The sequence below is a fragment of the Nonlabens spongiae genome, from assembly GCF_002117125.1.
Classification (GTDB): domain Bacteria; phylum Bacteroidota; class Bacteroidia; order Flavobacteriales; family Flavobacteriaceae; genus Nonlabens; species Nonlabens spongiae.
On record NZ_CP019344.1, the window covers coordinates 3303940 to 3326355 of the forward strand.

Sequence of the window (22416 nt, forward strand, 5' to 3'; positions counted from 1 at the left end):
TTTGATACTATCTTTAAACCGTGGTTTGATTTAAGCCACGGTTTTTTTATGCATGAAGCGTTACAGTACATAGAAGATCTTCCAGAACCGTTTGTTCAAGTTGCAAGAGAACTACACCTGATGATCATGGAACGTTCTGATTCCATGAAATTAGAATTCAAATGGAGTCTTCCATTTTACAAACTCGATGGCAAGATGTTCTGTTTTATTAATTTCAGGAAGGATTATCTCGATCTAGGATTAATGAATGGTATTCATTTAGAAGACAGTTTTGGCAAGCTGGTGGATGGCGAAAATAGAAAGCGTTTACGCTCGTTGAGATTTACGGATCTTGAAGATATCGCAAACAATCGTACAGAATTTTATCTGGAACAAGCAACAGGATTTCAATCATAAAAAAACCGCTGGTGAAATACCAGCGGTCTATTATTATGTTACACTTTGATTAACTTGTAATTACAACGCCATCAACAGTTTCTTTTCTGTTTTTTGCATCTTTACATACAACGCTGCTATTCTTGGTACGCATGACATTTAGGTTTTCAACTTTCAATTCACCTAAGTCTACAGAACTATTGTCAGAAGTTTGTACTACTAGATCATTTTGAAACTTAAAGCGGCTCAAAGAAACTTCTGTATCTCCCTTCACGGCAAGAGCAGAAACTCTATTTGTATAAATACGGATTCTCAAGTCTTCAAATTTTTTATCATTTAATTGTTTGATGATAAGTGCGCCGTTCTTCACATCGACATTAAGATTTGTGAGCTGATTTTCCGGAAGATTCATCATTACCTGGCTTTTCGGTGAGTAAATGACTTCCACTTGAGCATCAGTATCGATCATGATACGGTGAAAATCCTCTACTTCTTGAACGGATTGCGCTTTCGCGAAAGCGACAATTAAAAGGGCGAATACTAAAACTACATTTTTCATATCTGTTTGTTTTTTAGAAAGGTTATTTATCTAAAAGACGGTTTAGAAATGAGAATGTTACCTGCGTTAACTTTGTTTAACCTTCAGATAAAGCTATGGTAATAAATATTAATCAAAATAATAGGCGAGAACTACTGATATCAAAAGCTCAACGCGATTTGTTAATATTTACTTAAAACCAGTCACCGTTTTTCTTATAGCGGTTAATCGACCAAGAAGTCCCTCGAGAAGAGACAAATCAAGCATGTTAGCGCCATCACTCTTGGCATTTTTAGGATCAAAGTGGGTTTCTATGAACAACCCATCCACATTGTTTACAATACCGGCACGGGCAATGGTTTCGATCATCTCAGGTCTTCCTCCCGTTACACCACTGCTTTGGTTAGGCTGTTGCAGACTGTGAGTAACATCCAGCACAGTGGGAGCAAATTTTCTCATGGTGGGAATACCTCTGAAATCGACAATCATATCTTGATACCCAAACATAGTTCCACGATCTGTGATCATGGCCATGTCGTTTCCAGCATCAGTGACTTTTGTTACGGCATGTTGCATGGATTCAGGCGACATAAATTGTCCCTTTTTCAAATTTACCGTTTTACCAGTTTCAGCGGCTGCCACGACTAAATCTGTTTGACGCACAAGGAAAGCCGGGATCTGCAAAATATCCACATATTCTGCCGCCATGGCAGCATCACTCACCTCGTGAATATCAGTAACCGTAGGAATATCAAAAGTCTCAGAAACCTTTCTCAATATTTTAAGTGCTTTCTCATCACCTATTCCTGTAAAGCTATCGAGTCTACTTCTATTGGCTTTTTTGAAGCTACCTTTAAATACGTAAGGGATTTTGAAAGCATCCGTAATTGCGACTACCTTTTCTGCGATGCGTAGAGCCATTTCTTCACCTTCAATGGCACAGGGCCCTGAGAGTAGGAAGAAATTATTTGAATCGGTGTGCTTGAGTTTATTGATCTTTTTGAGATCCATAATTTTGGTATTTGGTGAAAAGTAGATGGTTGATTTTTGAATTAATAGTTTTAAGCCTTGTGGGTTACCTCTCCGTCCCACTGACTGAATCCTGTCTGGAGGTTGTAAGTGTTTTTAAAACCCATTTGCTCCATGATTTGACATGCCTGAGAGCTTCTACTCCCTGCACGACAATAAACATAGTAATTCCCTTCTTTGTCCAGCTTATTAACTCCGTCCATGAATTCTTGCGGTTTGTGGATGTCCAGGTGCAGAGCGTTTCCGATCATACCTTCTGCTACTTCTTCATCTGTGCGCACATCGATGATCTGCGCATTTTCATCTGCTGCAAGGGCTTGTTGGAACTCGTAATTATTTAAATCTTTCATGTTTATTCTTTTATTATGTCAATCTGCGAGAGCTCTGCTTTTTTAATAGCTCCAAAGCCCCCCAGGACATTTTGTAAATTTTTAATTCCATTTGCTTTTAAAATACTGGCATAAATCACTGATCGATAGCCTCCAGCGCAATGGATGCTAAATGTTTTTTCAGGATCATACTTCTGTATATCCACATGAATATTGCTCAGCGGGAAGTGATGTACATTCTCCAGGTGAGCGTTTTTAAATTCACCTGGTTTTCTTACATCTGCGGCATATTTGATGGCTCCGTTTTCAAGGCCATCCACAAATTCTTGAGCGGTGATATCTTCAATTGTTTCCAGCTCGTAACCTGCATTCTTCCAAGCTTCTATACCCCCTTTTAAGTATCCTTGAGCGTTGTCATAACCTACGCGAGCTAATCGCGTAACAGCCTCTTCTTCACGACCGTCAGGAACAACTAGTATGATTTTCTGATCTATATTTTCTATGAGTGCACCTACCCAAGGAGCAAACTGGCCATCCAGTCCTATAAACCAAGAGCCAGGTATACTACCTGCGGTATATTCTTGAGGCGACCGTACGTCCAAAACTAAAAAGTCAGCATCATCTGCAAGTGCCTTGAATGATTTTGCGTTAATTGGGGAGGTTCCTCGCGAGATGATCTCATCGATACTGGAATTTACTCCCTTGTTCATCCACACGTTTTTAGGAAAATAGGCGGGTGGGGGAGCGATGCCGGTCGTTACTTCTTTGATGAAATCTTCCTTGGACAGATCAGTCGCCAGTGCGTAATTAGTTTTCTTTTGATTTCCCAACGTGTCGCTGGTCTCACTGCTCATATTTTTACCACATGCACTTCCCGCTCCATGCGCTGGGTAAATGGTGATATCATCGGGTAGCGGCATAACAATATTACGCAGTGAGTCATATAAATGCCCTGCTAGATCTTCTTTGCTTAAGTCAGATTTTACAGCGAGGTCGGGCCGGCCGACATCGCCAATAAAAAGAGTATCTCCAGTAAATAACGCTTCTTCCTTGCCATCTTCGTTTCTTAATAGATAGCAAGACGATTCCATGGTATGACCTGGAGTGTGTAGTAATTGCAAAGTGATATTGCCTAGATTGAAAGTTTGAAGGTGTTCCGCTTTCGCGAAAGCGTAACTAGTCACAGCCTCTGGTCCGATAACTATAGTAGCGCCAGTTTTATCTGCTAGATCAACGTGGCCTGAGACAAAATCTGCATGGAAATGGGTTAGAAAAATATATTTGAACTTCACGCCATCTTCATTTGCGCGATCGATGTATGGCTGCACTTCACGCAATGGGTCTATGATAGCTGCCTCACCTTCTGAGGCTATGTAATAGGTTCCCTGTGCAAGACATTTAGTGTAATACTGCTCTAGGATCATGCTTAAATTTTAAACAAAAATAAGCAATCAAGAAGTCTCGATTGCTTATAAGCATTAATGCGTTATGATGGGGAAAATTTATTTCTTGATACTACAACCTATGGCTACGGTGGTTTTGGTTTTGATTTCTTCACCAGCAAGTAAAGCATCTACGGCTTCTTCTACAAAGTGGTTTTTTACCTTATCAGAATTTTTATAATTATCATCAATTGCGCCGATGTATTTGACGATATGGTCAGCCTCTTTTTTTTCTAGTAGAAAAACGTGTGGTGTTTTTGTGGCTCCATATTTAGGATACACCACTTGACCTTTATCAAATAAGTAAGGGAATGTGAAACCTTTCTCCTTTGCCCTTATTTTCATGTTCTCAAAACTATCCTCTGGATAAGCCTGTGGATTATTAGGGTTAATAGCTATTACGGGAAATCCCTGACTTGCATATTTTTTGTCCAGGTTGTTGATGCGATCTTCATAAGCAACGCTATACGGACAGTGGTTAGTGGTAAAGATTACGATGAAGCCTTTGGCATCTGGGTAGTCTGATAAAGACACATATTCATCATCAACGTTCTGAAGTCTGAAATTTGCAGCTTTGTCACCAATTGAATAGCCAAAGTCTGATTCAACCTCTGGATCTGAGGATTCTAATACCTCGTTAACTTTCGGTGGGGCTTGCTTTTCACTTTGATCATCAGAATATTCTCTATCCTGTTTAGGGTCATCAGCATAAAAATTTTCTCGGTCTTCGCCAAATTCTATGGAGCCTGTAGCAAATACAATTATAAGTGCTACTATTACCACTCCAGTAAGTATTTTAAGGGTCTTCATAAGAAGGATTGTATTTCTTTTTCTAATTCATTTTCAGTAAAAGTGCGGTTATAAAACCTACTCTTACTATTATTCTTTATTAAAGTAACGGGAATGGCACCATCCCAATGCGGATCTACCATAGGAATCCACTCAGATGAGTAGGGGTCGTCCAATAGTAAAACCGTGGCGGTAATCTCATTCTCCCTTAAAAATGGATTCACCTTTTTATCAATTAAGTCTGCGTCGTCTAATGAAATGAGCGTCATATCTAATTCATCATCATACTTTTTACTCATTTCTTCAAAAGCTGGTAATTCTTCTACGCAAGGCGCACACCATGTAGCCCAAAAGTTAATTACCTGGACTTTTTCACTTTCCTTTTTGAGAACTTTTTTGAATTCATCTCTATCGATTTTTTGAGCCTGTGCTATAGTTAATTGCTTCTCGCAAGAGATTAAGCTCAAAATCAAGAAAAGAAAAAACATTTTTTTCATGAGATTAAAAATACACCGTGATTGAAGAATTATGATGTGTTTTAACTATGATTAGCTATAATCAAGGTTCTGTAACAAAATAATTGTAAGAATTCTTAAAAAAATTATGTAAGATTAGGAGAATTTTACTTCATTCTCTCTTTGATACGCTCGACGATTTCAAGAGCTGCTGGACAGATGTGGGTGTTTTTTACAGAAAGATTCCCTATCTGATACAATTTACGTCTGTCAGTATGTGGGTATTCACGGCAGGCTTTGGGCCGTACCTCATAAATAGAACAATAGTTATCAGAACCTAGAAAGTGACAAGGAGTGGACTGCAAAATGTAATCACCTTCTTCATCTACCTTGAGGTATTGATCAACAAAATCGGCTGGTCGCATTTTAAAATGCTTTGCAATGCGATTGATGTCGTTATCAGTAAATAAGGGTCCAGTAGTTTTACAGCAATTAGCACATTCTAAACAGTCGATTTCATCAAAAACCGAATCGTGCTCTTCTCGTGCTATAAGATCAAGATCTTTAGGCTTCTTTTTTTTGAGGCGCTTAAAAAAGGCTCGGTTTTCAGATTCCTTCTGCCGAGCCTTGTTTTCAAGATTTTCTAATAGAGACACTTTAAACTATTCTGATTCTCTGTGACGTTCTCTCGCCAATAAAGTATTCTTTAGTAACATGGCAATCGTCATAGGACCTACGCCACCTGGAACTGGAGTGATAAAACTTGCTTTTTCTTTCACCGCCTCAAAATCTACGTCACCCGTAATATAATAGCCTCGTTCTCTAGTCTCATCGGGAACACGGGTGATACCCACATCTATAATGACCGCATCGTCTTTGACCATTTCAGCTTTCAAGAAACCAGGGACTCCCAGCGCGGTGATGATGATATCTGCCTGTGAGGTGATTTGAGTGATGTTTTTGGTATGGCTGTGGGTTAAGGTTACCGTAGAATTCCCGGGAAAGCCTTTACGTCCCATTAAGATACTCATGGGTCGCCCTACAATATGAGACCTACCGATAACCACAGTGTGTTTTCCTTTAGTTTCAACATTGTAACGCTCCAGCAGTTCCAGAATCCCAAATGGCGTTGCAGGAATAAACGTACTCATGTCCAGTGCCATCCTACCAAAATTAGTAGGGTGGAAGCCATCCACATCCTTATCCGGATTCACCGCCATCAGGATTTTTTGTGTATCGATTTGTTTGGGTAGTGGTAGTTGAACGATAAAACCATCTATATCAGGATTCTCGTTCAATTTTTTGATCTCTCGAAGCAATTCGGTCTCGCTGGTAGTGTTAGGCATGCGCACCATAGTACTTTCAAAACCCACTTGTTCACACGCGCGAACCTTAGAACCTACATAAGTAAGACTCGCACCATCATTTCCCACTATAACTGCGGCTAGATGCGGTACTTTCTCACCTTTATTTTTCATTTCCTGAACGATCTCCGTAATCTCGTTCTTGATGTCGTTACTGGTTATTTTACCGTCGAGAATTATCATGAGTTTGCATTTTGCAGTTGCAGTAGGCAGTATACTTATTTAGCCCCAAACTTTTCAGGGTTTTGAATCATAAAGTTAATCAGCTTACCTATTTCTATACTTTTATTTTCGAGATCTTTTTCTAAATCTTTTGAAATGTATCCACAAGCTTGAGCAAAACTAAGCCATGTTTGCGTTTCAGAATTCTCAGCATCTGAATCTACGAGGCTAGATATGTAGCTCTTTGTATAACGGCGTCTCCTGTATGCTTCCGTAATATTTGCGCATACAGATCTCGACGATCTTCTTATTTTGTCAGTTAGCGAGTAGATTTCTTCTCTAGGAAAGTTTTTTGAAACTTCAAAAATTTCCATAGCTAGACCAAAAGCCTTTTGGTATGCAAGAAGTGTCTTAAAACTCAAAATGTTTTATTGAAATATTTTTTTACCCCTACTGCAAACTGCTACCGCCTACTGCAACTATTCAAACTATTTCATACGACTCATCGCCTGCATCATCGCCTTTCCTTTACCGCCTTGCATCATCTTCATCATCTTGCTCATCTGGTCAAATTGCTTTAGTAGCTGATTCACTTCAGTAACAGTGGTTCCGCTACCTTTTGCGATACGTTTTTTACGAGAGCCGTTGATGACTTCAGGGTTGGTGCGTTCTTTTGGAGTCATGGAGTGGATAATGGACTCGATACCTTTGAAAGCATCATCGTCGATATCTACATTTTTAAGCATTTTACCAGCACCAGGGATCATACCCATCAAGTCCTTCATGCTACCCATTTTCTTGATCTGCTGAATCTGAGAAAGAAAGTCATCAAAACCAAACTGATTCTTTGCAATCTTCTTGCTCAGTTTGCGAGCTTCTTCTTCGTCGTATTGTTCCTGGGCGCGCTCCACGAGGGAAACCACGTCACCCATTCCCAGAATACGATCAGCCATACGTTCTGGATAGAAAACGTCCAGCGCGTCCATTTTCTCACCCGTTCCTATAAATTTGATAGGTTTATCCACCACAGATTTGATGGATAGTGCTGCACCACCGCGAGTATCACCATCAAGTTTTGTAAGGACTACTCCGTCAAAGTCAAGGCGGTCGTTAAAAGCCTTGGCTGTGTTCACAGCGTCCTGACCCGTCATGGAATCAACTACGAAAAGAGTCTCCTGTGGTTGCACCGCTGCGTGAACATTAGCAATCTCGGTCATCATTTGCTCATCTACAGCAAGTCGACCGGCCGTATCTATGATTACTGCGTTGAATCCGTTTTGTTTTGCGTGGGCTATCGCCGCTTGAGAGATCTTTACCGGATCTTTTTCATCGCGGTTTGAGAAAACTTCTACACCTACACTTTCACCCACCACGTGCAACTGGTCGATCGCCGCAGGTCTGTAGATATCACAGGCTACGAGAAGGGGTTGCTTACTCTTTTTAGTTTTTAGAAACTTAGCGAGTTTCCCAGAAAATGTTGTCTTACCAGAACCTTGAAGACCAGACATCAAGATCACGGTAGGATTACCACTCAAATTCAGTCCCACAGCATCTCCACCCATTAGTTCGGTGAGCTCGTCCTTAACGATTTTGGTGAGCAGCTGTCCAGGTTTTAAGGTAGTAAGTACTCCTTGACCCAGCGCTTTTTCTTTCGCCTTGGCAGTAAAAGATTTAGCAATTTTATAGTTGACGTCGGCATCTACGAGCGCGCGTCTTATTTCTTTTAAGGTATCGGCTACGTTGACTTCTGTAATGCTTCCGTGTCCTTTGAGCACGTGCATCGCCTTGTCCAGCTTGTCCGTAAGATTATCAAACATTTGGGTACTTTTTTCGTAATGGGCAAAGGTAAATAAACAGCCCTTTAACCTCAAGGTTTTAAGGGAGTAGTTCTGTTGAATAGTGATTGTGGGGATTACGCTTTCGCGAAAGCGTAAAAATCAAAAATCCTTTCTACTATTTTGAAGTTTATAAACTAAAAACGGAAACCGAAGTTTACGCCAAACCGTGGCTCTACCACACCAAGTCCTCCCCAAGGATCTTCAGGCTCATCACCCAAGGCACGGAAAAGCTCACCAGTTACGCTCAAGGAAAATTTATCAGCAAACAGCCATTTGTGACCGAGACCGAATCCAGCTAGAAATCCGCCGATATCATAGGAATAGCCTTCATCATAATATTGATCATCAAAGCCATAATATTCATCTTCCACAGTGACCTCACCGGTCCTGATTTTCAAAGCAGGGTAGAAGTAGAAACCGTAATGCTGTTTTTTGCTGGAAAAATAAATATTGTAGGCTGCGCGCAGGCTCACAGCGTTGCTCTCATCCAGGTAGCCAGCGTCATAGTACCCGTAGGTGTCAAAACCCGTTACAGCAATATGTAAAGATTGATTGCTAGGAAAAAGCCGCTCGTAGCTCACGTTGAAAGAACCCGCGACCACGAGGTCTAGAAGGTTTGAGGTGATCTCGTTTTTCTTCTCGATAACCGAGTCTGTCGCATCATGATTTTGTGCGGAAGCAAGTACTCCTAAGGCTAGGAATAGGACTAGAACTTTAGATTTCATAGTTGATTGTTTTATCCAAATGTAATACAAGTTTCAACAGATTACGCAAATTATTTTCAGGTGAAAATCATCTAAATAATAGAGGGTGTTCAACACCATCATCAATTGAATATCGCATTATATCTTTACCTGCATGAAAAATGCTACTCTTTTCTTATTACTGATTTTATCAATTGCGTGTAAGGATGCGCGAGAAGAAACTCCTAAAACTGCCGATTTGCTCATAAAAAACGCCACGATTTACACGGTAGACGAGGCATTTTCCAGAGCGCAATCTATGGTAGTAACTGACGGTAAGATCGTCGCGATAGGTTCCAATGAAGAAATCGCAGAAATGGGATATGAAGTAGAAGAGGAGCTGGATTATAAAAACCAATATATCTATCCGGGTCTAATTGATGCTCATTGTCACTTTTACGGTTTAGGACAGCAATTACAACGTGTAGACCTGATGGGAACCAAAAGCTTTGAAGAGGTTTTGGACAAGGTGGTGAAATTTCAAAAAGAGAAGAACAAACCCTTCATCATAGGTCGTGGTTGGGATCAAAACGATTGGGAAAATAAAATCTTCCCAACTAAAAAAGAGCTGGACAGCCTTTTTCCAGAAACTCCGGTTGCGCTCACTCGCATCGACGGTCATGCCATGCTGGTAAATCAGGCAGCTCTAGACCTAGCAGGGATTACAGCCGAGACGAAAGCTGAGGGCGGTGAGATCACTCTTGAAAATGGTGTGCCTTCAGGTATTCTTGTAGATAACCCCATGGAGCTGGTAGAAAAAACCTTCCCAGCAAAAACCCGTGAGGAAACGATTAATTCACTGCTACAGGCTCAGAAAATTAATCTTGCTTATGGACTCACTACGGTAGATGACGCAGGTTTGTACCGAGAAACCATTGAAATCATAGACAGCTTGCATCAATCTGGTGATTTAAAAATCAAGATGTATGCGATGATCAGCAACTCTCCTGAAAATCTAGATTATTATTTGACAAACGGAATCGTAAAAACAGATCGTTTAAATGTGCGATCCGTGAAGTTTTATGCTGATGGAGCGTTGGGAAGTCGTGGTGCGGCAATGAAAGAACCCTACAGCGATCAACACAATCACTACGGTGCACTATTGAGTTCTATCGAAGATTTTCAAGCCACCGCTGAGCGCATCGCAGCTACCGATTTTCAGATGAATACCCACGCGATAGGAGATAGTGCTAATTATGTGGTTTTGGACAGTTACAAAAAGATTTTAAAGGGTATGGAAGATCGCCGCTGGAGAGTGGAGCATGCCCAGATCGTGAGCATGGATGACTTCGATTATTTCAACAAGAATAATATCATTCCGTCTGTACAGCCTACACATGCGACCAGCGACATGTATTGGGCAGAAGATCGGGTAGGAGCTGAGCGACTTAAAGGTGCTTATGCTTATAAAACGCTTTTGAAAAAATCGGGTATTGTAGCTCTGGGAACCGATTACCCTGTAGAGCAGGTGAATCCTTTTTTAACTTTTTACGCTGCAGTCGCAAGAAAAGATACCAGCGGTTTCCCAGACAATGGCTACCTGTCAGACGAAGCATTGACAAGAGAAGAAGCACTACGAGGCATGACCATCTGGGCGGCTTTCTCCAATTTTGAAGAAAAAGAGAAAGGAAGCCTCGAAGTAGGCAAGGCAGCAGATTTTATGGTGATGGATATTGACTTAATGCAAGTGGATATCTCAAAAGTCCCACAGCTTGAGGTGAATGAGACTTTTATCAATGGGGAGCGGGTGTATAGGAAATAATTCGGATTTTCTCTCACGATATTTTTAGTAGTCGAGGGTCAGGTTGAATTAGCTGGACAGCATAGTTTACAACTTGTAACGCACAGAAAAATGCGGAAATTGAATAAAGTTACTGAGAAATGGGCCAATTGTGAAGTCATCTTCACGCTCAAAGTTTCTAGAAGCTGAATGATAGGTTGCAAAATCCTTGAACAGCAAGGACACAGCAAATGATTCACTTGCTCTAACCCTCAAGCCAATATCCATGTATGACTTCCAATAGTCGACGGTCTGGTTATCGCTCGCAATTGCACTGTTTGAGGTCTGGTAAATATTATAGTTTGCTCCTATCTCGATATAGGGTCTCAAACCATAGATGTTGAATTTCTCATATTGCGCATGCCCGCCTACCTTATACAGGTTGCGATGAACAACTTCGTTATTTTGTTCAGCAATTTTAAATCTCTCATATCCAAAACCTACGTGAGGGCCTACAACTAATTTTGAGTTGTTGATTGGAAAGTTGACCTTAGGAATGATTTGAAACCTAAAATAATCCTCAGGTTGAAATTCTTCTGGCAGCACTACATCTTGAGAAATGATAGCTAAATCCTCATTGTAGAAACTGAGACCTGCTACAACCTCAAGATAATTGTTATGGGATTGAGCGCTCACTAAATGCATTCCGACAAAACAAATCAATAGAACAAAAAATTTTCTCACTGTTACGATTTTAAGAAATGTAATCCTAAGGCAATAAAATAGGTCCCAATACATCCATCCAGAGGACAAATCCTACTATTCCGCCTACTAAACCACTCACAATAAAAGTGAATCTCTTTGGAGATGGTACAACCTTAAAAATTACATAAAGGCTTAAAGTTAAACCGATCATTCCTAATAGTACAGAAAAAGTCCCATCCCATAAACCAAGTTCTGTAGAGATCAGTTCCTCATCTCCACCGAACCATTCGCCATTTGGTGAAATTAATTCTCTCGTAGTAGACATCACTAAATTAAAAACTTCACGTAACCAGAACAGCGATAGAAAAACGCCCAGCCAATCCACTAATTTAAAACCTTGCATTGCTCGCAGCTTTCTTCTAAAGAACAAAATGAGTAATCCGCATATGCCAGTAAGCATGGTCTGTGCAGGTCCACCCATGGTAATGTATAAACCATCGTTTGAATTATCACTCCAATACCACTCGTACAAAATGTCATGATGCTCTTGATGCAACTTTCTGACATTTTCAGGCAAATCCAGATATGGTGTATCGGGATATTTATTGAAAAGTGAGTCTAAAGCGATATAGCTAGGATCATCTTTATATCCAGGAGGATTAAAGCTGACCATTCCATAATGCAGCTGGGTCTCGTAACCATATACCTTTGCTATCAAAATATGTCCATACTCATGCGATACGGTTCCTATAGCGGTAAACAGAACAAAACCTAGCGTGAGGAGAAAAAAGAGTTGAGGTTGGAATTTAAATCTCATGCTTTTTATTTTCAACAGATCTTTAAATGAGCGGTAGTGTGTTCATAAAGGTTTTATATGAACGTAAAAACTTATTTTTCAAACCAGTCAAGGAGTTCTTGTAGTGTAAAAAGGGCAATGTACAAATCCATAACCTTCTGTATAAAAAAAGCATGATCGTTGTGTTCATGCTTAAATTTACAAATAATCATAGAGTATCTGGAAGGTCACTCATCGTGAGCCTGATCCTCATGACCTAGTTTCCAGTCCAGGTACTTATGTAGATCAGTATCGATCCAGCCAGTGACTATGGTAAGAAAAGTCATATCATCCAAATAGCCTAAACCTGGTATAAAATCTGGAATAAGATCAAAGGGGCTTACCACATAAATAAATGTAGCTGCAATTGCAGAAATGGTAAACCATGGCACTTGCCTGTATACGCCAGCTCGATAGTCTTTTACCATCATGACCATGATCTCATAGAGTTTTGTGTAGCGTTTTAAGGTCTTTATGCCTCTAAAGAGACGAGATAGCTTTGATTCTTGTTTCATGACGCGATCCACGTCTTCTACGGTGGTGTTTTGCGTAGCTTCCATCGCATAATCCTCATCGGGATTTAAAAATTCTTTCCAACTCATTTTGCAAATATTTGTTTGAAATCCCGAAACGATTTAAACTCGAGTGCGTTTCCGCTAGGATCTTTGAAAAACATCGTAGCTTGCTCTCCAGTCTGACCTTCAAAACGGGTATAGGGCTCGATGATGAACTCAACGCCTTTGGATTGTATCGCTTTCGCGAAAGCGTGAAAATCTTCCCACTCCAGTACTACACCAAAATGCGGCACCGGCACAGACTTGCCATCCACGCCATTGTAATCTGGTTCAGGAGTATTTTCTGCAACATGTATGACCAGCTGGTGACCAAAAAAGTCAAAGTCCACCCAGTGGTCAGAACTGCGCCCTTCCTTCAAACCCAGCGTGTCGCGATAAAAGTCGCGAGTAGTCGTGATTTCCTTTACGGGAATGGCAAGATGGAAGGGCGTCAATTTCATATTTGCGTATTATATAACATTATCCACGATCCCGTAGGTGAGAGCCTCTTCAGCATCCATCCAGTAGTCACGATTGAAGTCTTTCATCACTTTTTCAAACGGCTGACCGCAATTCTTTTCGTACAATCTAGCAAGAATTTCACGGGTCTTGACGATTTCCTGAGCTGATATCTCAATGTCAGTCGATACTCCGCGAGCACCGCCACTAGGCTGGTGAATCATCACACGACCGTGTTTCTGTATATGTCTGTGTCCCTTCTCACCTCCAGAAAGTAGGAGCGAACCCATAGAAGCTGCAAGACCGCTACACACGGTGCTTACTGGACTGGCAATTTCTTGCATGGTGTCATAGATACTAAAACCAGCCGTCACATAACCTCCAGGACTGTTGATTACAAAAGTGATCTTTTCATTACTCAAGGAATCGAGGTATAGCAGGCGATCCACACAATGTCTTGCAGTTTTATCATCCACCATTCCCCATATAAAGAGCTTGCGCTGCTCTATGAAGCTTTCGTCTATTTTATCTTGTAATTTAAAGGTCTTGCTCATTCAATAATATTTGAGGATAAAAATAAGAAATAGCCTTTAGTTCGGTCTTGCTGTTTTCTTAAATTAAGACGGTTATTTAATTGGTAAAATTGACCTTCAATAGTGCGGGTCAGAGTAAATCCTTCGGGACAGGTCCATAGTTCATGATTTCAGTCTATTGACTATGGGCTACCTGATTTGACTTCGGCTTTCAATCGTTCATTATTTTCATGTTCATGAACACCGTATTCAGCTTTATAAATTTTGACAAGTAATAAAAACGAACTCACTAACAGGGGGCCAAAAACAAGCCCTATGAACCCAAACAACGGCACCCCCACTAGAACTCCAAACAACGTAATCAGCGGGTGTATATCGGCAAGTTTGCGTTGTACCACCAGCCTAAATACATTATCAGTGGCACCCACGACCGCAGTACCGTAAATCAACATCCCTATTGCGTTCCCGGTTTCTCCTTGAGACAACAAAATCAAACACACGGGAACTATTCCCAGCGCCGTTCCCACAAAAGGAATCATGCTACCTATAGTGGTAATTACAAACCAAAACAACGGATTCTCCACCCCAAATATGTAGTAACCTGCCAGCGCAATCACACCCTGAAGAACCGCTACCAATGGAATACCTATGGCGTTTGACTTAACCAGTTCGAGACTCTTTGTTCCTAAGGTTTCTATATTGTCTCGCTTTAGCGGCAAATATTCCAGAGCCGCTTTCTGCCACGTTTTTCTAAAGACTAGTAAGTAGTAGAGTATAAACAGCATCAAGCCTATGGCAATAAATACGGTGAGACCACTGCTGACAAGATCCTTTAAGGAGCTGGACACAACACCGCCTATTTTACTGAAATCGATTTGTGAAGAAAGGTCATATCCAACATAATCTTCTATACTATTTACTTGACTTTTGATCTGGCTCTCGATAGCATCACGATTATTCATCAATGATTTAACTCGAGAAGTGAACAGCAAGCCTATTCCTATTATAGGTGCTAAAATTGTGATGGAAGAGATTAGTATGAGTAGACCCGCCGCAATGGAAGGTCGCCAATTCATTTCTTCTAATTTTTTCTGAAATCGTGCGAGTAAAACGTAAAGTGTTATCGCTCCAAGGATGCCACCTAGGTAGGGCACCATCTCTTTGGCAATTACAAAAAAGAATAAAATAATGATCAGCAGGGTAAAAAGCTGCCTGATTATGCTTGATGGAATTGTTTTTCTCATCAGTTGTTCCTCAAGGCTTGTATAAGTTCCTCTTTATCCATTTTAGATCTGCCCTCGATGCCTATTTCCTTGGCTTGCTCATAAAGTTCCTCCTTGGTGCGTTCTTCATATTTGGAAGCCTTGCCGCCTTTCTTTCCTGAATTATCACTATTGGCTATGCGAGCCGCCTTTTCCTTACTATAACCTTGATCTCGCAAAGCCTCATATTGATCTTCATTCATGATACTGGGTCTGCCCATAATTTTTATTTTCAAAATACTCCTTTTGAAAATTATTGAGCGTTAAGAATGTAAGAAAATTAACATGAATTGAATCGATTTGATCGTTGTGGGCTATTTATAGTACGCTTTCGCGAAAGCGTAACAAATACTAACCTGATAGAAAATTCCGGCTTATGATCTTTCCAAAAACTCTATCACCCTATCCACAACCTCTGGAGTGTGTAGACTGTGACCGCCAGTAGGAGAAACAAATGACTCGGCGTGGGGCATTTTTTCCTTGATCTGATAAAAAGCCTCAATAGGTACGACCTGATCATCTGGATTATGAACCAAGAGCGTAGGGACTTTAATCTTTGAAGCAAAATCAGCCGAATTGAATTCTTCGATCTTAAAATCGTAGGTCTCTTTAAGCAAATCATTTAGGGAACCGTAGACTCGCTGATTGAATCCCGTCATTTTTTGATAGCTCCTCATAATTACCTCAAGAGAGTTGGGGCCGCCTAATAGTACTAGCTTCTTTAAGAACTCATGCTGCGCTGTAGCTTCTTGATAAATGGTTGCCATAGCGCCTACACTGTGCGCCATCACAATGGGAGGCTCATAAAGTTCCATGACCTGGGTAATGACCTTGCTATACTTAACTGCTGTGAAGTACTTCCCGTCACTGGCTCCGTGTGCAGGTGCGTCGATCGCAATAAGGTTGAAGTTCTTTTTCTTGAGCGGCTCGATCAAGTGTTTCCATCGCCATGCATTTGATTCCCAGCCGTGAAGCAAAAGAATAAATGGGCCATTGCCTTCCCAATGGTAAAGCTTGATCAAACCATCTTCAAAGGCAATGCGTTGCTGGCGAGCCTGAGATAAATAAGCCTCCTGATCTGGGTTCAAGCGTCCTTTTCTAGGATAACTGAAAACCTGAAGGGCTTTATCTGCTGCCTTAGAGCTGGAAAATAAATGGGTCAGGTTAAAATACGAACCGTATAACCTGGGTATCAATTTTTGAAGAAATTGCTTCATTTGACAAGCTTACCAAGCTACAAAAACTCGCTCAGGCTGAGTATTGTCAGGAATCATGGTTTTTTCAATAGTCTCGGTCATGTCGTATTTGACCTCGCTGGGCAAATCTTCTTTGCTGATCGCAAAATAAAAATTCTGACCGTCTACCCAGATAATAGCATCTTCAATCATGTTATCGATACCACTTACTTTATAAGCTTTAGAAATCTCAGCAAAAGTGGAGTTGATGGAAATACCTTCAGCAGTAATGTAACGATCGTCTCTTACGATGATGTTCTCAATAGTTGCTGTACTGTCCAGTGCCATGCTAGGCGTAAGGGTCAACAAGTGTTTACCGCCTTTTTCAAAGATCTCTATTTCACTCGCACCAGTACCAAATTCATCTCCTTTAACAGGATTCACAATACTGTCGTTTGCGTATAAACTATCTAGTTGGTATACCTGAGTTTCTTTGGTGATATAACCTATTTTATCCTTGTTCCACTCAAACGGATTCTGCTCTTCTTTTGAACAACTTGCAAATGCAACAACAGCGATAAATAGTACAGCTAATTTTTTCATGACTTCAATTATGGTACAAAACTACAATTGCAAAAGTGATTGTAAAGTAAAAGGAATGAAAAAGTGTCTAGGACTATTAACTTGCAAAGATCGACAACCGACTGGATGACGACTGATAATTGACCATTTTTCTGTCAAACTATGCAAGCGGAGTGACTCCCGTACAGCTGTCAGGACAGCATCTCATTGTTTGGGGGTTTCAGACTCAAGTTAAATCGAGATCAAAAAATGATGAGACTATATATCTTGTTTTTTAAACCTCTCTTCTTAGATATAAATACTGCTCTCGATCTGATTGTGAAATCACGTCTCTTAAATATCGAGGGTCGCTAACTTTAAACTTTTTGAAGTTAGTACGACCCTCTCTAAGCGTAATGTGATTAGGTCCAGAATTTTTATCCAACTCTTTTAAATCCTGTCCGTCATCTTCCCAAAAACAGACAGGACATATTTCAAATCCAGCCATTTCTGCAATCGTAAAATAATCGCAGCAAGGACATTGGTTATAGTTTTTGTCGGGATTAAGTTCCATAGTGTTCTGTTAATCCGAAGTTTAGAATTAGTCGGTTGTCAGTCTTCAACAAATCTTTCGTTACCTATTTCAATGCCTTCCCTAAAATTCCCATTATGCCACGTATAAATGACGCACTGGTCAAAACTTTGATCAATGGATGTTGTCTCGTGCTGGTTCTAGTGCTTCTGGCTCGAGACTTAGTAGCTTCTTTTTTACTTTTTGCCTTAATTTCTTCCTCGTGAGCTAGCTCGATTTTTTCTTGAAGCATTTCTTCGGCACTATGACGATTGATGTCTTCATTGTATTTATAGAGCAGCTGCGATTGATCAAGTATGTTTTTGAGCTCTGACTTAGTGAGCACATCCATTCTACTTTCAGGTGCGCGTAAAAGTGTTGCGGCAAGAGCACTAGGCCTTCCTTTCTCGTCAAGAGCGCTAATAAAAGCTTCTCCTATCCCAAGCGAAGTCAGAACTTCAGCAGTATCATAATATTCAGAAATAGGATAATTCTCAGCGGTAAGCTTGATCGCTCTACGATCTTTAGCGGTAAAAGCTCTTAAAGCGTGCTGTATTTTTAGACCCAGTTGACTCAAAACCGCATCTGGAATATCGGTGGGATTTTGAGTGACAAAATAGATTCCGACACCTTTAGAACGTATCAGTTTGACGATGCTTTCTATTTGCTCCAGTAAAACTTTACTAGCGTTGTCAAAAATCAAGTGTGCTTCGTCAATAAAAAGGACGAGTTCCGGTTTGTCACTGTCGCCTTGCTCAGGAAAAGTGCTGTAGATTTCTGCCAGCAACGAGAGCATAAAAGTAGAAAACAGCTTGGGACGGTGCTGGATATCGGTCAGTCTTAAAATGTTGACATAACCATCGCCATTGCCATCTTTGCGCAGCAAATCTGCCACATCAAAACTGCGTTCACCAAAAAACTTATCGGCTCCCTGTTGTTCCAGTGCGATGAGTTTGCGCATAATAGCTCCAGTAGAAGCGGTGGAAATGCGACCGTATTCGCTCTGAAATTCTTCTTTTCCTTCTTCGGTAGCATATCTCAAGATTTTCTTCAGATCGGCTAGGTCCAGAAGAGGTAATTTATTGTCGTCGCAATATTTGAAAACCACAGCGATGATCCCTGCTTGGGTTTCGGTCACATCCAGAATACGAGACAATAAAACAGGGCCGAATTCACTCACGGTTGCCCGCATTCTAATACCCGCATCTTTTGAGATAGTCATGAGCTCAACGGGAGATGATCTTTTCTTGAATGGAATGCCTATTTGGGCATGACGTTCATCAATCTTTACATGCCCCTCGCTCGCCGCCGCGATACCTGAAAGATCACCTTTAATATCCATAAGCAGAGAAGGGACACCATGTTGCGACAGTTGCTCTGCAATGATCTGCAGGGTTTTGGTTTTTCCCGTTCCCGTGGCACCAGCGATAAGTCCGTGCCGGTTCATGGTTTTGAGGGGGATTTTGACCAAAGCATCTGTTACGGCAGTTCCATCCAGCATGGCGGCTCCCATGGTAATACTGGCGCCTTTGGGCTGGTAGGCGGTGGTAATGTGATTGAAAAAGTCTTGTTTCTGGCTCATAAAATGACATTATCGCGTAAAAATAGAGTTTTACACGGATAATAAGTAGGTAAATATGTGGTGTGTTGCGGTAAGCTTATCTTTGCACCATGCTTGAAAAAGAGATCAAAACAGCCGTAGATCGTGGGGATATGTTACCGCTCATGGAAGAGTTCTACACCATACAAGGAGAAGGTTATCATACCGGGCGAGCGGCCTATTTTATAAGAGTGGGAGGTTGCGACGTGGGTTGCCACTGGTGTGATGTAAAGGAGAGCTGGGATCCAGCTAAGCACCCACCTACAGAGACGAGTAAAATTGTTGAAAACGCTGCCAAATACAGCAAAACCATCGTCGTTACAGGTGGCGAGCCGCTCACTTGGGATATGAATCCGTTGACGAGTCAGCTCAAGGCAAAAGACTTGCAGGTTCACATTGAAACCAGCGGAGCTTATCCACTTACGGGAACTTGGGACTGGATTTGTCTAAGTCCCAAAAAAGTAAAAATGCCACTTCCCGAAGCTTATGAGGCGGCACACGAGCTTAAAGTGATTGTATATAACCGTCATGATCTCGCTTTCGCGAAAGCGGAATCCCAAAAAGTAAATCCAGACTGCAAATTATTTCTTCAACCAGAATGGTCTGTACGTGAAAAGATAATACCACTCATCACCGATTTTGTGATGCAAAATCCTGAATGGCAAGTCTCTTTGCAAACACATAAATACTTAAATATTCCGTAAGTGTTGAGCAGAGGTTTTTATGATAACTAGTCCGCCAGTTCAATAGGCACTTGGGCGATTACGTCGTCCCAACCCATAAAAAGCACCATTTCATCAGCCATTTCGGCAAAACTGATGGAGAATGATTCAATGGTGGAGGGAGGGGGAAGCGTATCAATCTCAGTCTCAAGGACATTTTTAGAAGCGTCGTACTTTGTTCCCCACTGCGTGGTTTGTGAATTGAGTATAAAAGTCCAGCCATCTTTCTTAGGAATGGTATAGATGCTATAGGCACCCGCCGGAACTTTTTGCTCGGCGATGATCACGTCTCGATAAAAAGCAATCTCGGTAGCTTCATTTGCTCCGGTACGCCATACTTCTCCAAAGGGGACCAATTCTCCAAAAATCACCCGATCCTTTTTTGAAGGGCGGCTGTAAATTACTCTCGCGATGGCGTTATTGTCATCATCGCGTGCCATGACGACATCAAGTGGGCTGGCGTCAAGATTTGCAAATAAAGTTGCGTCTTGAGCGTTGATTTGGGTTAAAGTAATTATAACAAGGGCAATAGAATTAATCCATTTCATAAGTGCAGATTTTATTTAAAAATAACGAGCTGTTAGAGCATATGTGTATTAATAATCTGTTAATAACTTAAATCGTGCCAAACCTTTGTACGCCCTATAAACATGAGGGTTTTAGTATATTTGTTTAATACGCATTTAGAGTAAAATATCATAGGTTTTTATGAGCGAAGAAAATAAGAAAAACTACGGTGCAGATTCGATTCAGGCACTGGAGGGAATGGAGCATGTGCGCATGCGTCCGTCCATGTATATTGGAGATGTAGGGGTACGTGGTTTACACCATCTAGTTTATGAGGTGGTAGATAACTCTATTGATGAGGCTCTTGCAGGTCACTGTGACCACATCAAAGTGATGATCAATGAAGGAGATAGCATTACTGTAGAGGATAACGGTCGAGGAATTCCTGTCGATATTCACAAGAAAGAAGGCGTGAGCGCTCTTGAGGTTGTGATGACTAAAATAGGTGCCGGTGGGAAATTTGATAAAGATTCTTATAAAGTGTCTGGTGGTCTTCACGGTGTAGGTGTGAGCTGTGTAAATGCCTTGTCAGACCATCTCAAAGCGACTGTTTTCAGAGAAGGTAAGGTCTATGAACAGGAATATGAGCGCGGTAAGACGTTGTATCCTGTAAAACAAGTAGGTGAGACAGATCGTAGAGGAACTGTGGTCACATTTCATCCCGACCCAACTATATTTCAACAGGTTTCCCAATATAATTACGACACGCTAGCCAATCGATTAAGAGAGCTTGCTTTCCTAAATAAAGGAATTAAGATTGAATTGATTGACGAGCGCAGAAAAGATGAAGAAGGCAACTTTATTCATGACGTTTTTCAATCTGAGGAAGGATTGAAAGAATTTATACGCTTTCTCGATGACACGCGTCAACCCATCATTGAAGATGTGATCTCCATGGAGGGTGAAAAGAATGATATACCTGTGGAAGTGGCGATGATCTACAATGATAGTTTTGGAGAAAATCTACACTCTTACGTAAATAATATTAATACGCACGAGGGAGGTACGCACCTAGCAGGTTTCCGTCGTGGGTTGACTACTACACTTAAAAAGTATGCCGATAATTCTGGTATGCTGGACAAGCTAAAGTTTGATATTGCTGGTGACGACTTTAGAGAAGGTCTTACAGCGATTGTTTCGGTAAAAGTGGCTGAACCTCAATTTGAAGGGCAGACTAAAACCAAATTAGGTAACCGAGAGGTGACCAGTGCGGTAAGTCAAGCGGTATCTCAAATGCTTGAAGATTATCTGGAAGAACATCCTAACGATGCCAAAACCATCGTGCAAAAAGTGATCTTAGCAGCTCAAGCACGTCACGCAGCTCGCAAGGCACGAGAAATGGTGCAGCGTAAGACCGTTATGAGCGGTGGAGGACTACCCGGTAAATTAAGTGATTGCTCTGAAACAGATCCTACGAGATGTGAAGTGTTTCTAGTTGAGGGAGATTCTGCAGGTGGAACGGCAAAACAAGGCCGTGACCGTGAGTTTCAAGCGATACTGCCGTTAAGAGGTAAGATTCTTAACGTTGAGAAAGCTATGCAACACAAGGTTTTTGAAAACGAAGAGATCCGCAACATTTATACGGCTCTGGGTGTTACCATAGGAACTGAAGAAGATTCCAAGGCATTGAACCTTGAAAAACTGCGCTACCACAAAATTGTAATCATGTGTGATGCAGATATCGATGGTTCTCATATCGCGACCTTGATTCTTACTTTCTTCTTTCGTTATATGAAGGAACTAGTAGAAAATGGTTACGTTTATATCGCAACACCGCCATTGTATCTAGTTAAGAAAGGAGCTAAAAAGCGTTATGCGTGGTCTGATAAAGAGCGCGATGAGATTGCGGAGGGTTTTGGAGGTGGAGCAAGCATCCAGCGATACAAAGGTCTCGGAGAGATGAATGCAGATCAATTGTGGGATACCACCATGAATCCAGAGTTCAGAACGTTACGTCAAGTAGGAATCGATAACCTCGCAGAAGCTGATCGTATTTTCAGTATGTTGATGGGAGATGAGGTACCTCCACGACGAGAGTTCATAGAGAAAAATGCGATCTATGCTAACATAGATGCTTGATCATATTTA

27 protein-coding genes are annotated in these 22416 nt (G+C 41.2%); 4 read left to right on the plus strand and 23 right to left on the minus strand.

The genetic code is table 11. The features are described from left to right. The first annotated feature begins 48 nt into the window (after positions 1-48). The gene (locus tag BST97_RS15165) at positions 49-396 is read left to right on the plus strand and encodes a DUF1801 domain-containing protein (protein WP_085768027.1); all 348 of its coding nucleotides are present in this window, start codon (positions 49-51) and stop codon (positions 394-396) included. A 49-nt stretch (positions 397-445) separates the two neighbouring features. Here the strand turns inward: BST97_RS15165 and BST97_RS15170 are convergent, their stop codons facing one another. From BST97_RS15170 to BST97_RS15220, 11 genes are all read right to left on the minus strand, one after another. After that, positions 446-934, minus strand: coding sequence for a GIN domain-containing protein (locus tag BST97_RS15170; protein WP_085768028.1), 489 nt, complete (start codon positions 932-934; stop codon positions 446-448). A gap of 168 nt (positions 935-1102) precedes the next feature. Further along, positions 1103-1924 carry a 3-deoxy-8-phosphooctulonate synthase gene (gene kdsA, locus BST97_RS15175; RefSeq protein WP_085768029.1) on the minus strand — a complete coding sequence of 274 codons (822 nt, stop codon included), beginning with the start codon at positions 1922-1924 and terminating at the stop codon, positions 1103-1105. A 50-nt stretch (positions 1925-1974) separates the two neighbouring features. Continuing rightward, on the minus strand, positions 1975-2292 hold the full coding sequence (locus BST97_RS15180; RefSeq protein WP_085768030.1) for a rhodanese-like domain-containing protein: 318 nt from the start codon (positions 2290-2292) through the stop codon (positions 1975-1977). Positions 2293-2294: 2 nt separating this feature from the next. Continuing rightward, the gene (locus BST97_RS15185) at positions 2295-3695 is read right to left on the minus strand and encodes an MBL fold metallo-hydrolase (RefSeq protein WP_085768031.1); all 1401 of its coding nucleotides are present in this window, start codon (positions 3693-3695) and stop codon (positions 2295-2297) included. Between the two features lie 78 nt (positions 3696-3773). Continuing rightward, positions 3774-4523, minus strand: coding sequence for a thioredoxin family protein (locus tag BST97_RS15190; RefSeq protein ID WP_085768032.1), 750 nt, complete (start codon positions 4521-4523; stop codon positions 3774-3776). Next, a complete protein-coding gene (locus tag BST97_RS15195) occupies positions 4520-4999 on the minus strand; it encodes a TlpA disulfide reductase family protein (RefSeq protein WP_245833602.1) in 480 nt (159 codons plus the stop codon). The genes BST97_RS15190 and BST97_RS15195 overlap by 4 nt, the downstream gene beginning before the upstream one ends. A 125-nt stretch (positions 5000-5124) precedes the next feature. Beyond that, entirely contained in the window at positions 5125-5613 is a 489-nt protein-coding gene (locus BST97_RS15200; RefSeq protein WP_085768033.1) for a YkgJ family cysteine cluster protein, read from the minus strand. Between the two features lie 6 nt (positions 5614-5619). Next, a complete protein-coding gene (locus tag BST97_RS15205) occupies positions 5620-6504 on the minus strand; it encodes a bifunctional 5,10-methylenetetrahydrofolate dehydrogenase/5,10-methenyltetrahydrofolate cyclohydrolase (protein ID WP_085768034.1) in 885 nt (294 codons plus the stop codon). 35 nt (positions 6505-6539) lie between these two features. After that, positions 6540-6905, minus strand: a complete 366-nt coding sequence (locus tag BST97_RS15210; RefSeq protein ID WP_085768035.1) for a four helix bundle protein — start codon at positions 6903-6905, stop codon at positions 6540-6542. A gap of 66 nt (positions 6906-6971) precedes the next feature. Then, the gene (gene ffh, locus BST97_RS15215) at positions 6972-8300 is read right to left on the minus strand and encodes a signal recognition particle protein (RefSeq protein WP_085768036.1); all 1329 of its coding nucleotides are present in this window, start codon (positions 8298-8300) and stop codon (positions 6972-6974) included. A gap of 155 nt (positions 8301-8455) precedes the next feature. Then, on the minus strand, positions 8456-9046 hold the full coding sequence (locus tag BST97_RS15220) for a hypothetical protein (protein ID WP_085768037.1): 591 nt from the start codon (positions 9044-9046) through the stop codon (positions 8456-8458). A 133-nt stretch (positions 9047-9179) separates the two neighbouring features. Between BST97_RS15220 and BST97_RS15225 the strand changes: the two genes are divergently transcribed. Beyond that, a complete protein-coding gene (locus BST97_RS15225; protein ID WP_085768038.1) occupies positions 9180-10826 on the plus strand; it encodes an amidohydrolase in 1647 nt (548 codons plus the stop codon). A gap of 66 nt (positions 10827-10892) precedes the next feature. Here BST97_RS15225 and BST97_RS15230 read toward each other — a convergent pair whose 3' ends face one another. The 11 genes from BST97_RS15230 to BST97_RS15280 all read right to left on the minus strand — a co-directional run bounded on the left by BST97_RS15230 (position 10893) and on the right by BST97_RS15280 (position 19021). Beyond that, a complete protein-coding gene (locus BST97_RS15230) occupies positions 10893-11528 on the minus strand; it encodes a hypothetical protein (RefSeq protein WP_157111711.1) in 636 nt (211 codons plus the stop codon). Positions 11529-11553: 25 nt separating this feature from the next. After that, a complete protein-coding gene (locus BST97_RS15235) occupies positions 11554-12306 on the minus strand; it encodes a hypothetical protein (RefSeq protein WP_085768040.1) in 753 nt (250 codons plus the stop codon). Positions 12307-12512: 206 nt separating this feature from the next. After that, entirely contained in the window at positions 12513-12926 is a 414-nt protein-coding gene (locus tag BST97_RS15240; RefSeq protein ID WP_085768041.1) for a YkvA family protein, read from the minus strand. Further along, positions 12923-13339: a VOC family protein gene (locus BST97_RS15245; RefSeq protein ID WP_085768042.1), complete on the minus strand. Its 417-nt coding sequence runs from the start codon at positions 13337-13339 to the stop codon at positions 12923-12925. Before BST97_RS15245 ends, BST97_RS15240 begins: the two co-directional genes overlap by 4 nt. A 9-nt stretch (positions 13340-13348) precedes the next feature. Next, a complete protein-coding gene (locus BST97_RS15250) occupies positions 13349-13891 on the minus strand; it encodes a ClpP family protease (protein ID WP_085768043.1) in 543 nt (180 codons plus the stop codon). 161 nt (positions 13892-14052) lie between these two features. Further along, entirely contained in the window at positions 14053-15114 is a 1062-nt protein-coding gene (locus tag BST97_RS15255; protein ID WP_085768044.1) for an AI-2E family transporter, read from the minus strand. Further along, positions 15114-15353 (minus strand): DUF7218 family protein, encoded by a 240-nt coding sequence (locus BST97_RS15260; RefSeq protein ID WP_085768045.1) that lies wholly within the window; start codon positions 15351-15353, stop codon positions 15114-15116. Before BST97_RS15260 ends, BST97_RS15255 begins: the two co-directional genes overlap by 1 nt. 153 nt (positions 15354-15506) lie before the next feature. Continuing rightward, positions 15507-16349: an alpha/beta fold hydrolase gene (locus tag BST97_RS15265; protein ID WP_085768046.1), complete on the minus strand. Its 843-nt coding sequence runs from the start codon at positions 16347-16349 to the stop codon at positions 15507-15509. Positions 16350-16358: 9 nt separating this feature from the next. Next, positions 16359-16910: a hypothetical protein gene (locus BST97_RS15270; protein WP_085768047.1), complete on the minus strand. Its 552-nt coding sequence runs from the start codon at positions 16908-16910 to the stop codon at positions 16359-16361. 253 nt (positions 16911-17163) lie between these two features. Continuing rightward, positions 17164-17442 (minus strand): CPCC family cysteine-rich protein, encoded by a 279-nt coding sequence (locus BST97_RS15275; protein WP_085768048.1) that lies wholly within the window; start codon positions 17440-17442, stop codon positions 17164-17166. 64 nt (positions 17443-17506) lie between these two features. Then, a complete protein-coding gene (locus BST97_RS15280; RefSeq protein WP_085768049.1) occupies positions 17507-19021 on the minus strand; it encodes a helicase HerA-like domain-containing protein in 1515 nt (504 codons plus the stop codon). An 89-nt stretch (positions 19022-19110) separates the two neighbouring features. Here BST97_RS15280 and BST97_RS15285 point away from each other — a divergent pair, with 89 nt between their 5' ends. Then, complete coding sequence (locus tag BST97_RS15285; RefSeq protein WP_085768050.1) at positions 19111-19743, plus strand: 7-carboxy-7-deazaguanine synthase QueE; 633 nt, start codon at positions 19111-19113, stop codon at positions 19741-19743. Between the two features lie 26 nt (positions 19744-19769). Here the strand turns inward: BST97_RS15285 and BST97_RS15290 are convergent, their stop codons facing one another. Next, positions 19770-20309 (minus strand): DUF2911 domain-containing protein, encoded by a 540-nt coding sequence (locus BST97_RS15290; protein WP_085768051.1) that lies wholly within the window; start codon positions 20307-20309, stop codon positions 19770-19772. Between the two features lie 160 nt (positions 20310-20469). On the opposite strand from BST97_RS15290, the gene gyrB reads away from it, so the two are divergent. After that, positions 20470-22407, plus strand: coding sequence for a DNA topoisomerase (ATP-hydrolyzing) subunit B (gyrB, locus tag BST97_RS15295; RefSeq protein WP_085768052.1), 1938 nt, complete (start codon positions 20470-20472; stop codon positions 22405-22407). The last annotated feature ends 9 nt before the right edge of the window (positions 22408-22416 follow it).